The sequence below is a fragment of the Sphingomonas sp. SORGH_AS_0789 genome (genome assembly GCF_031453055.1).
In the GTDB taxonomy this organism is placed as follows: Bacteria; Pseudomonadota; Alphaproteobacteria; order Sphingomonadales; family Sphingomonadaceae; genus Sphingomonas.
Genome location: NZ_JAVIYV010000001.1, coordinates 2,128,837 through 2,146,184 on the forward strand (window position 1 = coordinate 2,128,837; position 17,348 = coordinate 2,146,184).

Sequence of the window (17,348 nt, forward strand, 5' to 3'; positions counted from 1 at the left end):
AGGTTCCGGCGGCGCGGTCGGTGGCGACACGCAAGGACCGATAAGGGCGCTCGACCGTCGTTGCGAAGGTGACGCCGCCGTCATGATTCGGCGGCGGCGTCGCGCAGGGTCAGCTGGATGCGACCAAGTCGTTCCAGGCGGCTTCGTCGATCACCCGGATGCCCAGGTCCTGCGCCTTTTTCAGCTTCGATCCGGCGCCCGGCCCGGCGATGACCAGGTCGGTCTTGGCCGAGACCGATCCCGAGACGCGCGCGCCCAGCGCCTCCGCCTGCGCCTTGGCCTCGTCGCGCGACAGGCTTTCGAGCGTGCCGGTGAAGACCAGCGTCTTGCCGGTGACCTCCGACTCGCGGGTCTGGTGAACGGTGTCGGCGGGCGTCACCTCGCCCAGCAGGTCGTCGACGACCGCGCGGTTATGCTCCTCGGCGAAGAAGTCGAGCAGCGCATCGGCGACTTCGGGGCCGATCTGGGGCGTGTCGATCGCGGCGACGATGGCGCGCTGGCGGCGCAGCTCGAACTTGCGGTCGGGCTCGCCCAGCGCGGGCACCGTCTCGGCGCGGACCTGAAGCGCGGCGTCGATCATCGCGCGGAAGCCCGCCATCGACACGAAACGCCGTGCCAGATCGCGCGCGGTGATCTCGCCGACATGGCGGATGCCCAGCGCGAAGAGGAAACGGTCGAGCGATATGTCGCGCCGCGCGTCGATCGCCGCCAGCAGCTTGTCGACCACCAGTTCGGACATGCGCTCGCGCGCGACCAGCGCCTCGCGGTGCCGGTGCAGCCGGAAGATGTCGGCGGGCGAGGCGATCAGGCCGTCGCGGAAGAACTCCTCGACGCGGACCAGGCCCAGCCCGGTGATGTCGAAGGCATGGCGCGACACGAAATGGATCAGGCGTTCGACGCGCTGCGCCGGGCAGATCAGCCCGCCGGTGCAGCGGATGACGACCTCGCCCTCCTCGCGAGTCGCCAGACTGCCGCATTCGGGGCAGTGATCGGGGAAGACGAAGGGCTCGCGGGCCACGTCGCGGGTCAGGTTCTCGACGATCTGCGGGATGACGTCGCCCGCGCGTTGCAGGACGACTCGGTCGCCGGGGCGCACCCCCAGCCGTTCGATCTCGTCGGCATTGTGCAGCGTCGCATTGGTCACCACCACGCCGCCGACCGTCACCGGCTCCAGCCGCGCGACCGGGGTCAGCGCGCCGGTGCGGCCGACCTGGATGTCGATCCGCTCCAGCGTGGTCTGCGCGCGCTCGGCGGGGAATTTGTGCGCGATCGCCCAGCGGGGGGTGCGCCCGACGATGCCGAGCCGCGCCTGCCAGTCGAGCCGGTCGACCTTATAGACCACGCCATCGATATCGAAGGGCAGGTCGGCGCGCTGCGCCTCGATCGTGCGATAGATGGCCAGCGCGGCGGCGGCATCGGGCACGCGGGCAAAGGCGTCGGCGATGGGAAAGCCCCAGCCGCGCCAGGTCTCGACCATGTCGAACTGGCTGTCGACCGCGACCTCGCTCGCCTCGCCCCAGCCATGGGCCAGGAAGCGCAAGGGTCGGCCCGCCGTGATCGCGGGGTTCTTCTGGCGCAGCGAACCGGCGGCGGCGTTGCGCGGATTGGCGAACTGGCGCGCCTCCTTGCCCGTCTCGGCCGCCTCCTGCGCCAGCTTGGCGTTGAGCGCGGCGAAATCGGCCTTGCTCATATAGACTTCGCCGCGCACCTCGAACACGCCCGGCGCGGGAATGGTCTGGGGTATGTCGGCGATGGTGCGGACATTCTCGGTCACGTCCTCGCCGATCGCGCCGTCGCCGCGGGTCAGTGCCTGGACCAGCCGTCCGTCGACATAGCGCAGCGAACAGGACAGGCCGTCGATCTTGGGCTCGGCGGTCAGCGTGACGTGCTCGTCCTCGGGCAGCTTCAGATAGCGGCGGACGCGGCCGACAAACTCCTCGACCTCCTCGTCGGTGAAGGCATTGTCGAGGCTGGTCATCGGCCGGGCATGCGCGACCTTGGCCAGATGCGCGGCGGGGGCGGCTCCGACCTGGACGCTGGGCGAGTCGCTGCGGACCAGATGGGGGAAGGCCGCCTCGATCGCGGCGTTGCGGCGGACCAGCGCGTCATAGTCGGCGTCCGAAATATCGGGCGCGTCCTCGGTGTGATAGAGGCGGTTATGATGCGCGATTTCGCGGGCGAGCGCCTCCAGATCGGCGGCGGCTTCGAGATCGGTTTGCGGCAGGGCGGGGAGGGCAGTCACGCCGCCGTGCTAGTCCACCCCCCGCCGGGGGATCAAGACCGAGATGACGTCAGTCCGGGGTCGCGGGGAACGGGCGTATCCCGGGGATGGCGCTATGCCTCGTCATAGCCATGGGCGATCAGCCATGACCGGCCCTGTTCCAGATGGATGCCGACCATCGGCAGGTCGAGTCGATCCGCCAGCGCCAGGCAGGAACGCATTCCCGCCACCAATGCCGTCATATCGTTTGCACTGGGCGGAGCGGGCGTCAAAGGCAAAGGGACAGGCATGCGATGAGTCCGTTCAAGGCGTGCGCAAGGATCGAACGCATCGCCTTCATAACTGATCGACATCAAATATAAAATCGAATTGGCGTCGCCCTACAGCGTTTCGAGCAGTCGGTCGGCCTGGGCGCGGGCTTCGTCGGTGATCGTCGCGCCCGACAGCATCCGGGCAATCTCCTCGCGCCGTTCCGCTTCGCTCAGGGCGCGGACCCCGGTGCGGGTGACGGTGCCGTCATGGCTCTTGGCGATCAGCAGATGCGCCGCGCCGCGCGCCGCCACCTGCGGGCTGTGGGTCACGACCAGCAACTGGGTCCGCCGCGCCAGCCGGTGCAGCCGGTCGCCGATCGCGGAGGCGACCGCGCCGCCGACGCCGCGATCGATCTCGTCGAAGATCATCGTCGTCGCGCCGCCTTCCTCGGCCAGCGCGACCTTCAGCGCCAGGATGAAGCGCGACAATTCGCCGCCGCTGGCGATCTTCATCAGCGGGGCGAAGGGCGCGCCGGGGTTGGTCGAGATCTCGAACTCGACCCGGTCCTTGCCCGCTGCCGACCAGCCGGACGGCTCGACGGTGGCGACCACGGTGCGGAACCGCGCGGCGTCCAGTTTGAGCGGGGCGAGTTCGCTCTTCACCGCCTGATCCAGCCGTTCGGCGGCGGCGGTGCGTGCCTTGGAAATCTGGGCCGCGGCCTTGTCATAGGACGCGCGCGCGGTCGCGACGGCGGCCTCCAGCCGACCGATCCCCTCTTCGCCCGCATCCAGCCGCTCCAGCCGCCCGCGCAGCTGCTCGGTCAGTTCGGCCAGGTCGTCGGGCTGGACCCGGTGTTTGCGCGCCATACCGCGCAGTTCGAACAGCCGGGCCTCGTCCTCCTCCAGCGCGCGGGGATCATAGGCGAGTTCGCGATGCGCATCGGCCAGCCGCTCCTCGGCCAGCGACGCCTCGATCACCGCGCGGTCGATGGCGGCCAGCGCCTCGGCCAGCGCGGGGTGATCCTCGCCGATCCGCTCCAGCACGCGGGCCGCCTGGCGAAGTCCCGCCAGCGCGCCGTCGGAGCCCTGCAAATGGTCCTCGATCGCGGACAATTCGCCCGCGATCTTTTCCGAACGCTGCATGGTGCGCCGCCGGTCGGCCAGCGATTCCTCCTCGCCCGGTTCGGGGGCAAGCTTGGTGAGTTCGGCGACCGCATGTTCCAGCCATTCGCGGTCGCGCGCCGCCGTCTCGATCTCCTCGCGCGCGGTGGCCAGCGCGGTCTCCGCCTCGCGCAGCTTCGTCCAGGCGGCGGCGACCGCGCCGGTGTCGATCCGCCCGAAACTGTCGAGCATCATCCGGTGGCCGCGCGGGTTCAGCAGTCCGCGATCGTCATGCTGGCCGTGGATCTCGACCAGGAAGGGCGCGATCTCGCGCAGCAGCGCGGCGGAGGCGGGCTGGCTGTTGACGAAGCCCCGGCTGCCGCCATCGGCCTTGACCTGACGGCGGACGATCAGCGGTTCGCCCGGCTCGACCGCGATGCCCGCATCGTCGAGGATCGTGGCGAGGCGGCTGTCGGGGGCGGGGGGCTCGAAGCTGGCGGTGACGATCGCCTGGCCCGCGCCATGGCGGACAAGGCCGCTGTCGCCGCGCCCGCCAAGGGCCAGGCCCAGCGCGTCGAGCAGGATGGATTTGCCGGCGCCCGTCTCGCCCGTCAGGACGCCCAGGCCTTGGCCGAAATCGAGGTCGAGCGCCTCGATCAGCACGACATCACGGATGGACAGCGCGGTCAGCATGGGGCGCGATATAAAGCCAAATGCCGCGCGATGTTATCCCCCCTGCGCGAAAATGATCCCGATTTGTTCGGGTGGGGCGCGATACATGGCCTTCCTTCCCTGCAAGAGAAGGGGACCAGCGAAGCTGGCGAAGGGGTGTCGCCCTGTCGAGCGCGCGACACCCCTCCCGTCAGGCCCGCGACCTGCCACCTCCCCTTGCAGGGGAGGAAAAGGGGCTTAGCCGGTCGGCGAGCTGTTGTTGCCCGTCGGGGTCGGGCGGCCCGGTGCGGCGGCGCTGGGGGTGGCGTTGCCCGCGCTGCCCGGCAGGGTGACATTGACCGAACCCGGCGTGCCCTGCGGCACCACGGGCTGGCCCGGCTGGATCGGCGGGATCGTCTCGACCGGATATTCGCGCATCAGCTTGTAGGCGCGGTTATACCAGTCGCTGCCCGGATAATTGGCGCCAAGCACCGCGGCGGCGCGTTCCGCCTCGGGACGCACGCCCAGCGCCAGATAGGTCTCGGTCAGCCGCAGCAGCGCCTCGGGCGTGTGGCTGGTCGTCTGGTACTTGTCGACCACGGTGCGGAAGCGCATCGACGCGGCCAGCCACTGGTGGCGGTCCTCGTAGAAGCGGCCGATCTCCATTTCCTTGCCCGCCAGGTGATCGTTGACCAGATCGACCTTCAGCCGCGCATCGGCGGCGTAGCGCGAATTGGGATAGCGGCGCATCAGCTCGCCCAGCGCGTCGAGCGCCTGGCGGGTGATCTTCTGGTCGCGGGTGACGTCCTGGATCTGCTCGTAATAGCCGAGCGCGATCAGATAATAGGCATAGGGCGCGTCGCGATTGCCGGGATGGACCGAGATGAAACGCTGCGCCGACTGGATCGACTGGGTATAGTCGCGGCCCAGATAATAGCTGAACGCGCTCATCAGCTGCGCGCGGCGGGCCCAGATCGAATAGGGGTGCTGACGCTCCACCTCGTCGAACAGCAGCGCGGCCTCCTTGTAGCGGCCCTGATCCAGCCGGTTCTTGGCGGCGGTATAGAGCGTGCCGACGTCGCGCGCGACATAAGGCAGGTCGGTGCGGGTACGGTTGCGGGCGCAACCCGCGATCGGAAGGGCCAGAGCGGCGATGAGCGCCAGCGACAGCGCACGGGAACGGGGGTTACGCATCGCGCATGTCCTTAGCGCAGCCGGACGGCGGGGAACAGTCCTTCCGCACATGCGTCTGCGACGGATGCGAAACGACGCGGCTTGCCATCGACATATGGGTCGCGGCATGGGCGGGACAGGGCGGAACGGCCCATGGCGCCGACGGTTTTCCCGTCGCCCGATCGGAAGGAAGATAGACCCATGCCCGCCACGCTGCTCCATACCCACCGCGTCGAAAAGCCCTGGGGCCGCCATACCCTGTATCCCGGCTTCGAGGATGCGCCCGCCGACGGCGCGCCGATCGGCGAGGTCTGGTTCCAGGCGCCGGGCGACACTTCGCCCGACCTGCTCATCAAATATCTGTTCACCAGCGAGAAGCTGTCGGTCCAGGTCCATCCCGACGACGAACAGGCCCATGCCCGTGGCCTGCCGCGCGGCAAGGACGAATGCTGGACGATCCTGACCGCCGAGCCCGATTCGACCATCGCGCTGGGCCCCAAGGCGCCGATGACCAAGGAACAGCTGCGCGCCGACGCCCGCGACGGCTCGGTCGAGGCCGATCTCGACTGGGTGCCGGTCAAGGAGGGCGATTTCTATTACGCGCCCTCGGGCACCATCCATGCGATCGGCGCCGGGCTGACCGTGATCGAGGTGCAGCAGAATAGCGAGACCACCTACCGCCTCTACGACTATGGCAGCGACCGCGAGCTGCATCTGGAGGACGGGGTCGATGTCGCGCATCTGACCCCCTATAAGCCGATCGTCTCGCCGGGGCCGGCGGGCGAGGGGCGCGATATCCTGGTCGAAGGGCCGAAATTCGTGCTGGAGCGCTGGGCGGCGGGCGAGCACGCCGTGGCGCTGCCCGAGGGGCGGACGGCCTGGCTGATCCCGATCACCGGATCGGGCGAAGTCGCGGGCGTCGCGTTCCGGGCGGGCCAGTGCCTGACCGTCACCGGCGCCGAGACGGTGACGCTGTCGGGCGACGGCGATGCGCTGTTCGCTTATGCGGGGACGCAGCGGCTGTAAGCCGGAGGTTCCGGACGGAAAAGCGCCCCTCCCGCCTTATGGCCGGAGGGGCGTTTTCGTATCAGAACAGGCCCGGCACGTCGCGCTGCGCGACCGAGGGGCGTTCGGGCTGGAGCAGCTTGCGCGCGCCGCCCGACAGCGATTGCGCCGTCGCGGTCGAGGCGCTGATCGGAGTGCAGGTCTTGCCCTGGAGGAAGTCCAGCGCGGCGCGGGTCGAGGCTTCCTGCGGGTCGCCCATCTTGCGGGTCAGGTCGTCGCCCGCCTTGCAACTGGCGGGCACGACACTGGCCAGGCCGTTATAATAGCCGCCCTGCTGATTGGCGTTCTGGATCGAGATGGCGATGACGCGCAGCCGGTCGTCGCACTCGCTCTTGTCGAGCGCGATCTGCCCCACCGGCTTGCCATAGGTGTTGGCGCCGATCAGCCCGCTATTGGACCCCATATAGGGCAGGGTGCGGTTCACCACCAATTCGCTGGCCGAGGCGGTGCCGCCCGTGCCGATGAAGGCGAGCCGGGTCGGCACGATCGATTCGGCCTGGGGCGCGAAATAGGTGGTGGTGTTGTTCGACGCCTTGCTGGCGCGGAAGGCGGTATAGCCCATCACGTCCGACGTCTGGCGATTGCCGCCGAGCAGATTGTTGAACAGGTCGGCAATGGTGATCGCACCGCCGCCATTATAGCGCAGGTCGACGACGACCTGGGTGATGCCCTGCTGCTTGAAGGTGGCGAAGGCGGCGCGCAGCTGCGGATCGGCGGTGCTGATGAAGGTGCGCAGATTGATATAGCCGTAACGCTGGCCGTTCTCGACGATGACCTGGGTGCCGTAATTGGGCGACACCGGCTGGAGCGTGAAGGCCGACTTGGTCAGCGTGACGGTGCGGACATTGCCCGACGTGTCGGCGACCTGGAGCACGCGGGTCGTGCCCGCCGTATCGGGTCCGAGTGCGTTGGACAGGCCGTTGTTCGGATCGGCGCGAACGATGTCGGCGATCGACTGGATATTGGCGGTCGTGGTGCCGATGCCGCGAATCTCGGTCCCGCGATCGATACCGGCGGCCAGCGCGGCGCCGCTTTCGAACGATTCGGCGACCATCAGCCTGGTCTGCGAGGCGTCGGCGGTCAGGCGGAAGCCGAAGCCCGCATCCGCACCCGAATTATAATAGGCATCTTCCTCCTTGATGGAGGTAATGTAGGTGAAATAGCGATCCTTGCGCTGCGCCCGTGCGGTCGCGGTCAGCGCGTCGATATAGTCGCTGACGGTGGAATAGGGGGTCGGGTCGAGGCTGGCGGGCAGCGTCTCGGGGAAGAGATACCATTCGTTCATCTGCGCCGCGACCCAGTTCTGCCGGTTGCGCAGCGAGCAGCCGTTCGTCGCGGTGCCGCCCCCCGAGCCGCCCCCGCCCGAAGGGGTGATCGTGTTCGACCCGCCATCGCCGCCACAGCCCGCCAGCGTCGCGGCCAGGGCCAGCATCGTGCCCAAACGTCCGAATCGCGTCATGAAATGTCCCACCCTGTTGGTCTGGACTGGATAGCCCATGGCCATAACTGTGTCAGGAACGATCTGTCGCGTTGATGAACAATTCTTAACTGTGGCGAGTCAGGATGGGTATTTGATCGTGCAAGATGATCGCATGTGCATCATCTTTCGCGGCCATGGTTTTTGCCACCACCCGTTTCCGGGCTAGGATGGAGCGTCGCGCATCGTGGGCGCGCCGACCGGAGTTGAAGGATTGATGCTGAACGTCCTGACCCTGTCGAGCCTGTTTCCCGATGCCACGCGCCCCAATTTCGGCATTTTCGTCGAGCGGCAGACGGCGGCGCTGGCGCAGCGGCCTGGCGTTTCGGTGCGCGTGGTCGCGCCGATCGGCTTGCCGGTCTGGCCGCTGGCGCGCGCCGCCCGGTTCCGGGCGCAGGCCGCGCTGCCGGTGGCGGAGACATGGCATGGGCTGTCGGTCGCGCGGCCGCGCTTCGTGACGCTGCCGGGCACGGGCGGGCGGTTCCATGTCGCCGCGCTGGTCCGGGCGCTGTGCCCGCTGCTCGACCGGCTGTGGGAGGAGCAGCGGTTCGACGTGATCGATGCCTCCTTCTTCTTTCCCGATGGCCCGGCGGCGGTGGCGCTGGGGCGCCGCTATGGCGTGCCGGTCTCGATCAAGGCGCGCGGCGCGGACATCCATCATTGGGGGCGGGCCCCGGCCACCCGCCATCAGGTTGCCAGGGCGGCGGCGCGGGCGGACGGGCTGTTGGCGGTGAGCGATGCGATGGCCGACGACGTCGCCGCGCTCGGCGTGGCGCGACAACGGATACGGGTCCACCATACCGGCGTCGACCAGGCGATCTTCCAGCCGATCGACCGGTCCGCCGCCAAGCAGGCGCTGGGAATCCGGGGGCCGCTGGTCGTCTCGCTCGGCGCGCTGATCCCGCGCAAGGGGCATCATGTGGTGATCGATGCGGTCGCCCGGCTGCCCGGCGTCGAGCTGTTGATCGTGGGAGAGGGACCGGAGCGTGACGCGCTCGCCGCGCAGGTCGCACGGCTGGGCATGAGCGAGCGGGTGCAGCTGGTCGGCGGCATCCCGCACCAGGCGCTGCCGCCGCTGCTGGGGGCGGCCAATGTGATGGCGCTGGCCTCGGCCTCCGAGGGCCTTGCCAATGCCTGGGTCGAGTCGCTTGCCTGCGGGACGCCCATCGTCATCACGCCGGCGGGCGGGGCGGGCGATGTGGTGACCAGCCGCACGGCGGGGCGAATCACCGCGCCCGAGGCCGAAGCCTTTGCGGATGCGATCCGCGATGTGCTGGAGCAGGCGCCCGATCCCTGGACGGTGCGCGCGGCGGTGCGCGACTTCACCTGGGCGGCCAATGCCGCGGCGCTTCATTCGCATCTGGCGGGGCTGGTCGCGCGCCGCCAGGCGGCCGGTCAGGCGTCGAGCGGGTAGAGCGCGGCGACGATCTTGCGCCCCTCGGAGCGCAGCACGCCCCAGGCACGGGCGGCGGCACGGCTGTCCATCGCCTCGACACCCAGTCCGCGCGCCTCCAGCGCCTCGATCAGCGCACGCGGCGCCCGGCGCAGCGTCGCACCGGTGCCAAGCAGCAGGAATTCCGGCGCCTCGTCGATCAGCGACGCCACCGCCTGTGCATCCAGCGCCTCGAAGGGCGGCGGGCTCCACGGCTCATGCCAGTCGGGCGAGAGCAGCAGCGCGGGGTAGGCGATCTCCCCGACCCGGAAGCCCGTGGCGGCAAAGCCACGGACGATCGGGCCGGGGGCGGTCGGATCGCGGGTGATGCGGATCGAGTCGCTCATGCGCCCGGCTTACCCCTCTCGCGGGGTGATGCGCTCGGCGTCGGCGATGCTGCGCTTGTCGGTCGTGCCGGGCTTTTCGCGGTTCGGCTCGGCGCGCAGCCCCAGCGTGATGAGAAGCGAGGACGAGACGTAGATCGACGAATAGGTGCCGACCACGATGCCCAGGATCATCGCCGCGGTGAAGCCGCGCAGCACATGGCCGCCCAGCAGCAGCAGCGCGATCAGCGCCAGCAGGATCGTGACCGAGGTCATGACCGTGCGCGGCAGCGTCTCGTTCACCGACAGGTTGATGATCTCGCGCATGTCCATCTTGCGATAGCGGCGCATATTCTCGCGGATACGGTCGTCGATCACGATCTTGTCGTTGATCGAATAGCCGATGATGGTCAGGAACGCTGCGATGATCGTCAGGTCCAGCTCGAACTGGGTGATCGCGAAGAAGCCCAGCGTGACGAGAAGGTCGTGGACGATGGCGACGATGGTCGACACGCCGAACTGCCATTCGAAGCGGAAGATGGCGAACAGGCCGATGCCCAGGATCGCCAGGACGACCGCCAGCACGCCGTGCTTGATCAGCTCGCCCGACACCTTGCCCGACACCGTGTCGTAACGGCTGAAGGTCGCACCGGGGAATTGCTGGCCTAGCGCGGTCTCGACCTTGCGGACGACGGCGTTGGTCGCGCCTTCGTCGTTGGAGGCCGGGGCGGGCAGGCGGATGCTGATGGTCCGGCCGTCGCCGACCGTCTGGATATTGGCTTCGCCGACGCCCAGCCCGTCGATGACCGAACGTACCCGGTCGGCCGAGGGCGGGGTGGGGAATTTCTCCTCGATCATCAGGCCGCCGACAAAGTCGACGCCCAGATTGAGACCCTTGGCGAACGTTACGCCGACCGCCAGCAGGGTGAGCGCGAGCGTCAGCCCGAACGCCCAGCCGCGCAGGCGGACGAAGTCGATGTTCGTGTTGTCGGGGACGAGTTTCAGGAGGCGCATGATCTGTTCTCCTGCCTCAAATATTGATGGTCTTGGGCTTTTCGCGGCGCAACCACAGCGCCACGAGCATCCGCGTGAAGGTAACGGCGGTGAACACGCTGGTCACGATGCCGATCAGCAGCACGACCGCGAAGCCCTTGACCGGGCCCGAGCCCAGCACGAGCATGATGACGCCCGAAATGGCGTGGGTCACGTTCGCCTCGAAGATGGTGCGGCTGGCTTCCTTATAGCCCAGCTCGACCGACTGGATGACGCTTCGCCCGCGCCTGCGTTCCTCGCGGATACGCTCGTTGATCAGCACGTTGGCGTCGACCGCGGTGCCGATGGTCAGGATGAAGCCCGCGATACCCGGCAGGGTCAGCGTCGCGTTCAGCATCGCCATGACCGCCAGGATGACCAGCACGTTGATGACGACCGCGATGTTCGCATAGATGCCGAACCGGCCATAGGTGACGGTCATGAAGACGATGACGGCGACCGCCGCGATCGCCGAGGCCAGGATGCCCGCGCGGATCGAATCGGCGCCCAGGTCCGGGCCGACGGTGCGTTCCTCGACGACCTTCAGGTCGATCGGCAGCTTGCCCGAACGCAGCGAGATCGCCAGCTGGTTGGCGGTGTCGACGGTGAAATTGCCCATGATCTGGGCGCGACCGCCCAGGATCGGTTCGTTGATATTGGGGGCCGAAAGCACCTGGCCGTCCAGGATGATGGCGAAGGGCTTGCCGGTATTTTCCTGCGTGATCCGCGCGAACTTGCGACCGCCCTGCGCGTCGAAGGTGATCGCCACCTGCGGCGCGTTGGTCTGCTGGTCGAAGGTCTGCTGCGCGTCGATCAGCTGGTCGCCCGAGATGATGACCGGCCGCTTGACCGCGATCACCGGCGCGCCCAGCGGATTGCCCGGATAGGGCAGGACCTGGCTGCCGGCGGGGGCGTTGCCCTTGACCACCTCGGCCGGGTTGGCGGTCGTGTCGACCAGCTTGAACTCCAGCTTGGCGGTCTTGCCGATCAGGTCCTTAAGCTGTTGCGGATCCTGAAGACCCGGCACCTGCACGACGATGCGGTTCGAGCCCTGCTGAAGGATGGTGGGCTCCTTGGTGCCCAGCGCGTCGATACGGCGACGCACGACCTCGGTCGCGGTCTTCATCGCGGTGTCGACCGCCTGGGTCAGGCCCGCCTGGGTCGGCTTCAGCACGAAGCGCGAGGTGTCGACGACCTGGATGTCCCATTCGCGCTGGCCGGTCATGCCCGCCCCGCCGCCGGTGATCGACAGCAGTCGCTCACGCGCCGCATCGACCTGGGTCGGATCGCGCAGCATGAAGCTGAGCTGTCCGCCGCGGACCGAGATGTCGCCGATCTCGATGCGCGGATTGCCGCGCCGCATCTCCGCCGCCACCTGGTCGCGCATCGTCTCCAGCCGCGAATTGGCCAGGTCGGCGGTGTCCGCTTCCAGCAGCAGATAGCTGCCGCCCGCCAGATCGAGGCCCTTGTTCACGCGCGGGTGCGGAATCGAACCCCAGGTGTTGGTGACGCTCTCGGGCAGAAAGCTCGGGATCGCCAGCAGGCACAGGGCCGCCAGCAGCGCGACGATGGAAGCGACCTTCCAGCGGGGGAAATCCAGCATCGGGTCAGTCGTTCGCGGGCTTGGCGTTCGGATTGACCACGTCGGTCAACGTCGCCTTGACCACCCGGACGCGGACGTTCGGCGCGATCTCGACCTCGACCAGCTGGTCCTCGACGCGGGTCACCTTGCCGACGATGCCGCCCGCCGTGGTGACCTGATCGCCCTTCTTGACCCCCTCGATCGAGGCTTGCAGCGTCTTCATGCGGCGCTGTTGCGGGCGGATCATCAGGAAATAGAAGACCACGAAGACGAGGAGCAGCGGCGCCAGGCTGAGGAACGAGGCGGCGCCGCTCGATGCGGTGGCCCCGGTGGCGGCAGCCATCGCGGCGACTGGGGCGGTGAAGGGAATGAACATTCGGACCCGTCTATGCTGAATGGGCACGGGCACCCGCCGACCGCGAACGATCGACCAGCCCCCATGTCGGATAGCCTGCCCGCTACCATCGCAGGCGAACAGGCGCAATGGAGCGCCGGATGTGGGGTGCGCACTATCTTCACATCAAGGCTTGCATCCTTCGGAAAACCCGCCTAGAGGCCGCCGCTCGGTCGGGGCGTAGCGCAGCCTGGTAGCGCATCACACTGGGGGTGTGGGGGTCGCAGGTTCGAATCCTGTCGCCCCGACCAATCTTCTTCCAACATTGGCGGATGGCGGCGGAGCGGGCGAAAGCCCGCTCTTTCGTTATGGCGTATTTGTTGCGGGGCTAAGGCTGGGTTTAGCGCCACCGAGCGCCGAACTAGCTCGGGCTGAATGTCCGCCTATTGTGGTTAGCCGTCATCATTCAATCGACGGTTTACTAGCCATCTAACCCCCAGCCCAATTGGCAACGCTACTAACGCGGTAGGGAGGATGCCTTCGAGCCAAAAGCTGGGATGGCACTGCACGTTCGGCATACAGTCACCTAAGCTCGCAACCAGCGTAGCGAGCATGAAGACCGGGATGCCGAAAAGCGCTGCGAGGGCGCAACCCCATCGACCCCCGCGAGTGCTTCCACCTTTGTAGCGACTGTCGCTCATCAGCGCAGTATACACGACCCGAGAATGTCCGCTCTCGAGACATTAGTGGACACGCGGTGCTGGGAGAGCGGTGGAGGCTCCGCTGCCTTTTGCAAGGCCCCAGCTTTCCCCTCGCCGAGTCTTATCCACCGGCCCGGCTGAGAGAACGCTCAGCTTAGATCCCTGACGGCATGTCCGCTACTGGCTGGGCGTTAGCGGACGACCTGCTCGATAGCATTTGCCCAATCATCCGGCGTTGCCGGGTCGTTGTGGACGATCGACAAAAGCTGGGCAATGTCATCAGATGACCGCAGGCCTCGCTCCCAGTAAGCCTCAAGATAAACGCACATCGCCCTGAAAGCGGTTTGTTCGTCCAACAGGCGCGGCTGGTGTTCAAGCGACATTACCGCACGATGACAGATCGCAAAGCCATGCTCAATGTCTGCAAGTGGGCGGAAACTGCCGCCCTACCGCACCGTCATGCCCGCCGCCGCGATCTGCGACAGCAGATTCGCCCGCACCGCATCCGATACCGGCGGCAATGGCCGCGCCGCCTTGCCGTGGCGCAGGCGTTCGCGGTCCTTCTCGTCCGGCTCCACCCGCCGCACCCGTACTGCCGCCTTGCCGACCGCGCGCAGGCCGAGCTGTTCGGCGGCGCCGCGCGACAGGTCGATGATCCGCGACGATCCCGCGAACGGTCCGCGATCATTGACTCGCACGATGATCCGCCGCCCCGTGTCCAGCGCCGTCACCTCGACATAGCTGGGCAGGGGCAGGGTGGTATGCGCGGCCGTCGCCCAGCCGGGGCGGAAACGCTCGCCATTCGCGGTGCGCTTGCCCGATTCGCTGCCATACCAGCTGGCATAGCCCAGCATGTCATAGGTCGCGTCCTCGGCGGGCACATAGGTGACGCCGCGCACCGTATAGGGCTTGCCGATCCGCACCGGATAATCGCTGACCGGCCGGTAATTCCCGCCCGAACATGCCGCGACCAGGCACGCCGCCGCCGGCGCCCAGCGGCGCCATCTTCTCACATCCACCATGTGATCCGGATTAAGCCGGGCGTCCGGCCCGATAAAGCGGTTTGCGCCTCCACCCGCCGCAGACTATCCCGGTGCCGACCGGCAACGGCTTTCAGCCAGACCGCCGGTCAATCGCGCCGGTGCCCCTCGGGGCTTGAAACGGGAATGGGGTGAAGATCCCCAGCTGTCCCTGCAACTGTAAGCGGTGAGCGAGCGACGCCGGTCCCTGCGACAGGGGACAGCCACTGGAGCCATCCGGGAAGGCCGTGTCGCGTGCGCTTCGACCCGCAAGCCAGGAGACCTGCCAGTGCGAGTCGCTCTTGCCGCGATCCAGGGGATGGTCACCGGCTGGATATATTGTATCATGCGAGCGACGCCCATCGGCCGAGACGAATCGGCCATCCCGCCCGGCGTGCGTCCGTGGGGTGGGATGGCGACCGCGACAGCGGAGTTCGGCCCTTGTCGCAATGACGCCGGGGGTATCACCCATGTCCTACCATCATGCCGGAGCGCCGCGCGCCCGGTTGCCGCTAAAGAAGCGCGTCGCGCTGCTCATGGGCGCGCTGGTCTTCGTCAATATCGCCGTCTGGGGCTGGGCGCTCAGCGTCTTCGCGGGCAACAGCCTGATGCTCGGCACCGCGCTGCTCGCTTATAGCCTGGGGCTGCGCCATGCGGTCGATGCCGACCACATCGCCGCGATCGACAATGTCACCCGCAAGCTGATGCAGGACGGCCAGCGACCCATCGCGGTCGGGCTGTGGTTCGCGATCGGCCATTCCGCCATCGTCCTGATCGCGGCGACCACGGTCGCGCTGGCCGCCAGCACCCTGTCCGATTTCGAGGCGTTCGGGCAGAGCGGCGGGACGATCGCCACCATCGTCTCGGCGAGTTTCCTGTTCGCCATCGCGATCATGAACCTGATCATCCTGCGCGATGTCTGGACCCGGTTCCGCCGGGTCGCACGCGGCGAGCCGATGGCGGAGGCGGACGCCGCCATGATGTTTTCGGGGCAGGGGCCGTTGTCGCGCCTCTTCCGTCCGCTGTTCCGGTTGATCCGCCGCAGCTGGCATATGGCGCCGCTCGGCTTCCTGTTCGGGCTGGGTTTCGACACCGCGACCGAGGTCGCCATTCTCGGCCTGTCGGGTGCGCATGCGGCGGACGGCGTGTCGCTGGCGACGATCCTGGTCTTTCCCGTGCTGTTCGCGGTGGGCATGGCGCTGATCGACACCGCCGACGGGCTGGTGATGCTGGGCGCGTATGAATGGGCGTTCGTCCATCCGCTTCGCAAGCTCTATTACAACATGACGATCACCCTGGTGTCGGCGCTGGTCGCGCTGGTGATCGGCGGTATCCAGGCGACCGCGCTGCTCGCCGAGCGGTTCGGCTGGACCGCGGGGCCGTTCCGCTATGCGGGGGCGCTGTCGGAGCATTTCAACGTGCTGGGCTTCGCCATTGTCGGGTTGTTCGTGATCTGCTGGGGCGCGAGTTTCCTCCTCTATCGCTGGCGCGGGTTCGCCGCGATGGAGGCGCGAATTGCCAAGCCCGGCGCGGCGGGATAAATGCCGCGCGTCGGGACTGAAAAGTCTCGAAGATCGCGCCGGTGCCCCTTGGGGCTTTGAAACGGGAATGGGGTGCAAATCCCCGGCTGTCCCTGCAACTGTAAGCGGCGAGCGAGCGATGCTGGTGCCCCATCGGAGGCACGGCCACTGGAGCGATCCGGGAAGGCGCATCCCTTCGCTTTGACCCGCGAGCCAGGAGACCTGCCGGCGTCATGGTCGCTCTTGCCTAGACCCAGGGGGTGGTCGGGGCACGGTTCTCCGTCGGGGAGCGACGAAGCCATGCGGCCGGGGCCGCATCGGTCGCCGACACGCGGGGCGGACGCATTCGACTGCGCCCGTCCGTCACCGCTCCGGCGATCGGTCCCGTGTCCGCGCTCGCTCGTCCGGCGCGTCGGAGAAACAGCATGCGTGACCTCAGCAAGGTCCCCGTCACCATCGTCACCGGCTTTCTGGGCGCCGGAAAGACCACGCTCATCAGCCACCTGATCCGCCATGCGGGCGGTCGCCGCCTGGCGGTCGTCGTCAACGAATTCGGCACTTTGGGCGTCGATGGCGACATCCTGCAAAGCTGCGCCATCCCCGACTGCCCGGCGGAGAATATCGTCGAGCTGGCCAATGGCTGCATCTGCTGCACCGTCGCCGACGACTTCATCCCGACGGTCGAAAAGCTGCTGGCGATGGAGCCGCGCCCCGATCACATCCTGATTGAGACCTCCGGTCTGGCGCTCCCCAAGCCGCTGTTGAAGGCGTTCGACTGGCCCGCCATCCGCTCGCGCATCACCGTCGACGGCGTGGTGGCACTGGCCGATGCGGAGGCCGTCGCGGCGGGTCGCTTCGCCCCCGATCTGGACGCGGTGGAGGCGCAGCGCGCCGCCGACCCCAGCCTGGACCATGAAACCCCGCTGTCCGAGGTGTTCGAGGATCAGCTGGCGTGCGCCGACCTCGTCCTCTTGACCAAGGCCGATCTGGCCGGGGCGGAGGGTGTCGCCAAGGCGCGCGCGATCATCGCCGCCGAGGCTCCGCGCCCGCTGCCCATGGTCGAGGCGGTCGACGGCATCGTCTCCGCCGAGATCGTGCTGGGCCTGGAAGCCGCCGCCGAGGACGACATCGCCGCGCGCCCCTCGCACCATGACGGCGCGGACGATCACGAGCATGACGATTTCGACAGTATCTCTGTCATGCTGGGCGAGGTGGAGAGCCCCGAGGCGATCGCCGCGCGCATCGTCACGCTCGCCGAGCAGCAGGATATCCTGCGCGTAAAGGGTTATGCGGCGGTCGCGGGCAAGCCGATGCGGCTGCTGGTCCAGGCGGTCGGCCGCCGGGTGCGCACCAGCTACGACCGTCCCTGGGGGGCGGGCGAGCCGCGCGGCACCCGGCTGGTCGTCATCGCCGAGCATGACCGGATCGACCGCGCCGCGATCGAGGGCGTGCTGAAGGGCTAACGC

The 17,348-nt window shown here is 68.0% G+C and carries 15 protein-coding genes, 1 tRNA gene and 2 riboswitches; of the genes, 5 read left to right on the plus strand and 11 right to left on the minus strand.

What is annotated here, in order from left to right:
• Nucleotides 1-109: 109 nt before the first annotated feature.
• The 4 genes from ligA to QE360_RS09850 all read right to left on the minus strand — a co-directional run bounded on the left by ligA (nt 110) and on the right by QE360_RS09850 (nt 5,418).
• Nucleotides 110-2,242 carry an NAD-dependent DNA ligase LigA gene (ligA, locus tag QE360_RS09835; RefSeq protein WP_309701163.1) on the minus strand — a complete coding sequence of 711 codons (2,133 nt, stop codon included), beginning with the start codon at nt 2,240-2,242 and terminating at the stop codon, nt 110-112.
• A gap of 92 nt (nt 2,243-2,334) precedes the next feature.
• Entirely contained in the window at nt 2,335-2,463 is a 129-nt protein-coding gene (locus tag QE360_RS09840; RefSeq protein ID WP_309701165.1) for a hypothetical protein, read from the minus strand.
• Nucleotides 2,464-2,601: 138 nt separating this feature from the next.
• Nucleotides 2,602-4,266 (minus strand): DNA repair protein RecN, encoded by a 1,665-nt coding sequence (recN, locus tag QE360_RS09845; RefSeq protein WP_309701167.1) that lies wholly within the window; start codon nt 4,264-4,266, stop codon nt 2,602-2,604.
• Between the two features lie 216 nt (nt 4,267-4,482).
• Nucleotides 4,483-5,418, minus strand: coding sequence for an outer membrane protein assembly factor BamD (locus QE360_RS09850; RefSeq protein ID WP_307100473.1), 936 nt, complete (start codon nt 5,416-5,418; stop codon nt 4,483-4,485).
• A gap of 180 nt (nt 5,419-5,598) precedes the next feature.
• On the opposite strand from QE360_RS09850, the gene QE360_RS09855 reads away from it, so the two are divergent.
• Entirely contained in the window at nt 5,599-6,423 is an 825-nt protein-coding gene (locus tag QE360_RS09855) for a phosphoheptose isomerase (RefSeq protein ID WP_309701170.1), read from the plus strand.
• A 61-nt stretch (nt 6,424-6,484) separates the two neighbouring features.
• On the opposite strand, the gene QE360_RS09860 is transcribed toward QE360_RS09855, so the two are convergent.
• Complete coding sequence (locus tag QE360_RS09860; RefSeq protein WP_309701172.1) at nt 6,485-7,921, minus strand: S41 family peptidase; 1,437 nt, start codon at nt 7,919-7,921, stop codon at nt 6,485-6,487.
• Nucleotides 7,922-8,156: 235 nt separating this feature from the next.
• Between QE360_RS09860 and QE360_RS09865 the strand changes: the two genes are divergently transcribed.
• The gene (locus QE360_RS09865) at nt 8,157-9,353 is read left to right on the plus strand and encodes a glycosyltransferase (protein ID WP_309701174.1); all 1,197 of its coding nucleotides are present in this window, start codon (nt 8,157-8,159) and stop codon (nt 9,351-9,353) included.
• Here the strand turns inward: QE360_RS09865 and QE360_RS09870 are convergent.
• From QE360_RS09870 to yajC, 4 genes are read right to left on the minus strand one after another with little or no spacing between them, the layout of a single operon-like run.
• On the minus strand, nt 9,335-9,718 hold the full coding sequence (locus tag QE360_RS09870; RefSeq protein ID WP_307100466.1) for an Mth938-like domain-containing protein: 384 nt from the start codon (nt 9,716-9,718) through the stop codon (nt 9,335-9,337). The genes QE360_RS09865 and QE360_RS09870 overlap by 19 nt on opposite strands.
• Before the next feature lie 9 nt (nt 9,719-9,727).
• Nucleotides 9,728-10,708, minus strand: coding sequence for a protein translocase subunit SecF (gene secF / locus QE360_RS09875; RefSeq protein ID WP_309701176.1), 981 nt, complete (start codon nt 10,706-10,708; stop codon nt 9,728-9,730).
• 16 nt (nt 10,709-10,724) lie between these two features.
• Nucleotides 10,725-12,329, minus strand: coding sequence for a protein translocase subunit SecD (secD, locus tag QE360_RS09880; protein WP_307100462.1), 1,605 nt, complete (start codon nt 12,327-12,329; stop codon nt 10,725-10,727).
• Between the two features lie 4 nt (nt 12,330-12,333).
• The gene (gene yajC, locus QE360_RS09885; RefSeq protein ID WP_307100460.1) at nt 12,334-12,684 is read right to left on the minus strand and encodes a preprotein translocase subunit YajC; all 351 of its coding nucleotides are present in this window, start codon (nt 12,682-12,684) and stop codon (nt 12,334-12,336) included.
• Nucleotides 12,685-12,876: 192 nt separating this feature from the next.
• On the opposite strand from yajC, the gene QE360_RS09890 reads away from it, so the two are divergent.
• Nucleotides 12,877-12,953 (plus strand) — tRNA-Pro (locus tag QE360_RS09890).
• A 581-nt stretch (nt 12,954-13,534) separates the two neighbouring features.
• Here QE360_RS09890 and QE360_RS09895 read toward each other — a convergent pair.
• Nucleotides 13,535-13,726 (minus strand): hypothetical protein, encoded by a 192-nt coding sequence (locus QE360_RS09895; RefSeq protein ID WP_309701177.1) that lies wholly within the window; start codon nt 13,724-13,726, stop codon nt 13,535-13,537.
• A 63-nt stretch (nt 13,727-13,789) separates the two neighbouring features.
• Nucleotides 13,790-14,356 (minus strand): septal ring lytic transglycosylase RlpA family protein, encoded by a 567-nt coding sequence (locus tag QE360_RS09900; RefSeq protein WP_309701179.1) that lies wholly within the window; start codon nt 14,354-14,356, stop codon nt 13,790-13,792.
• Nucleotides 14,357-14,465: 109 nt separating this feature from the next.
• Nucleotides 14,466-14,668, plus strand: a riboswitch (cobalamin riboswitch).
• Between the two features lie 164 nt (nt 14,669-14,832).
• Here QE360_RS09900 and QE360_RS09905 point away from each other — a divergent pair.
• Together QE360_RS09905 and cobW are read left to right on the plus strand one after the other, a co-directional pair.
• Complete coding sequence (locus QE360_RS09905; RefSeq protein WP_309697031.1) at nt 14,833-15,903, plus strand: HoxN/HupN/NixA family nickel/cobalt transporter; 1,071 nt, start codon at nt 14,833-14,835, stop codon at nt 15,901-15,903.
• 22 nt (nt 15,904-15,925) lie between these two features.
• Nucleotides 15,926-16,127, plus strand: a riboswitch (cobalamin riboswitch).
• A 180-nt stretch (nt 16,128-16,307) separates the two neighbouring features.
• Nucleotides 16,308-17,345: a cobalamin biosynthesis protein CobW gene (gene cobW / locus QE360_RS09910; RefSeq protein ID WP_309701181.1), complete on the plus strand. Its 1,038-nt coding sequence runs from the start codon at nt 16,308-16,310 to the stop codon at nt 17,343-17,345.
• Nucleotides 17,346-17,348 lie beyond the last annotated feature (3 nt).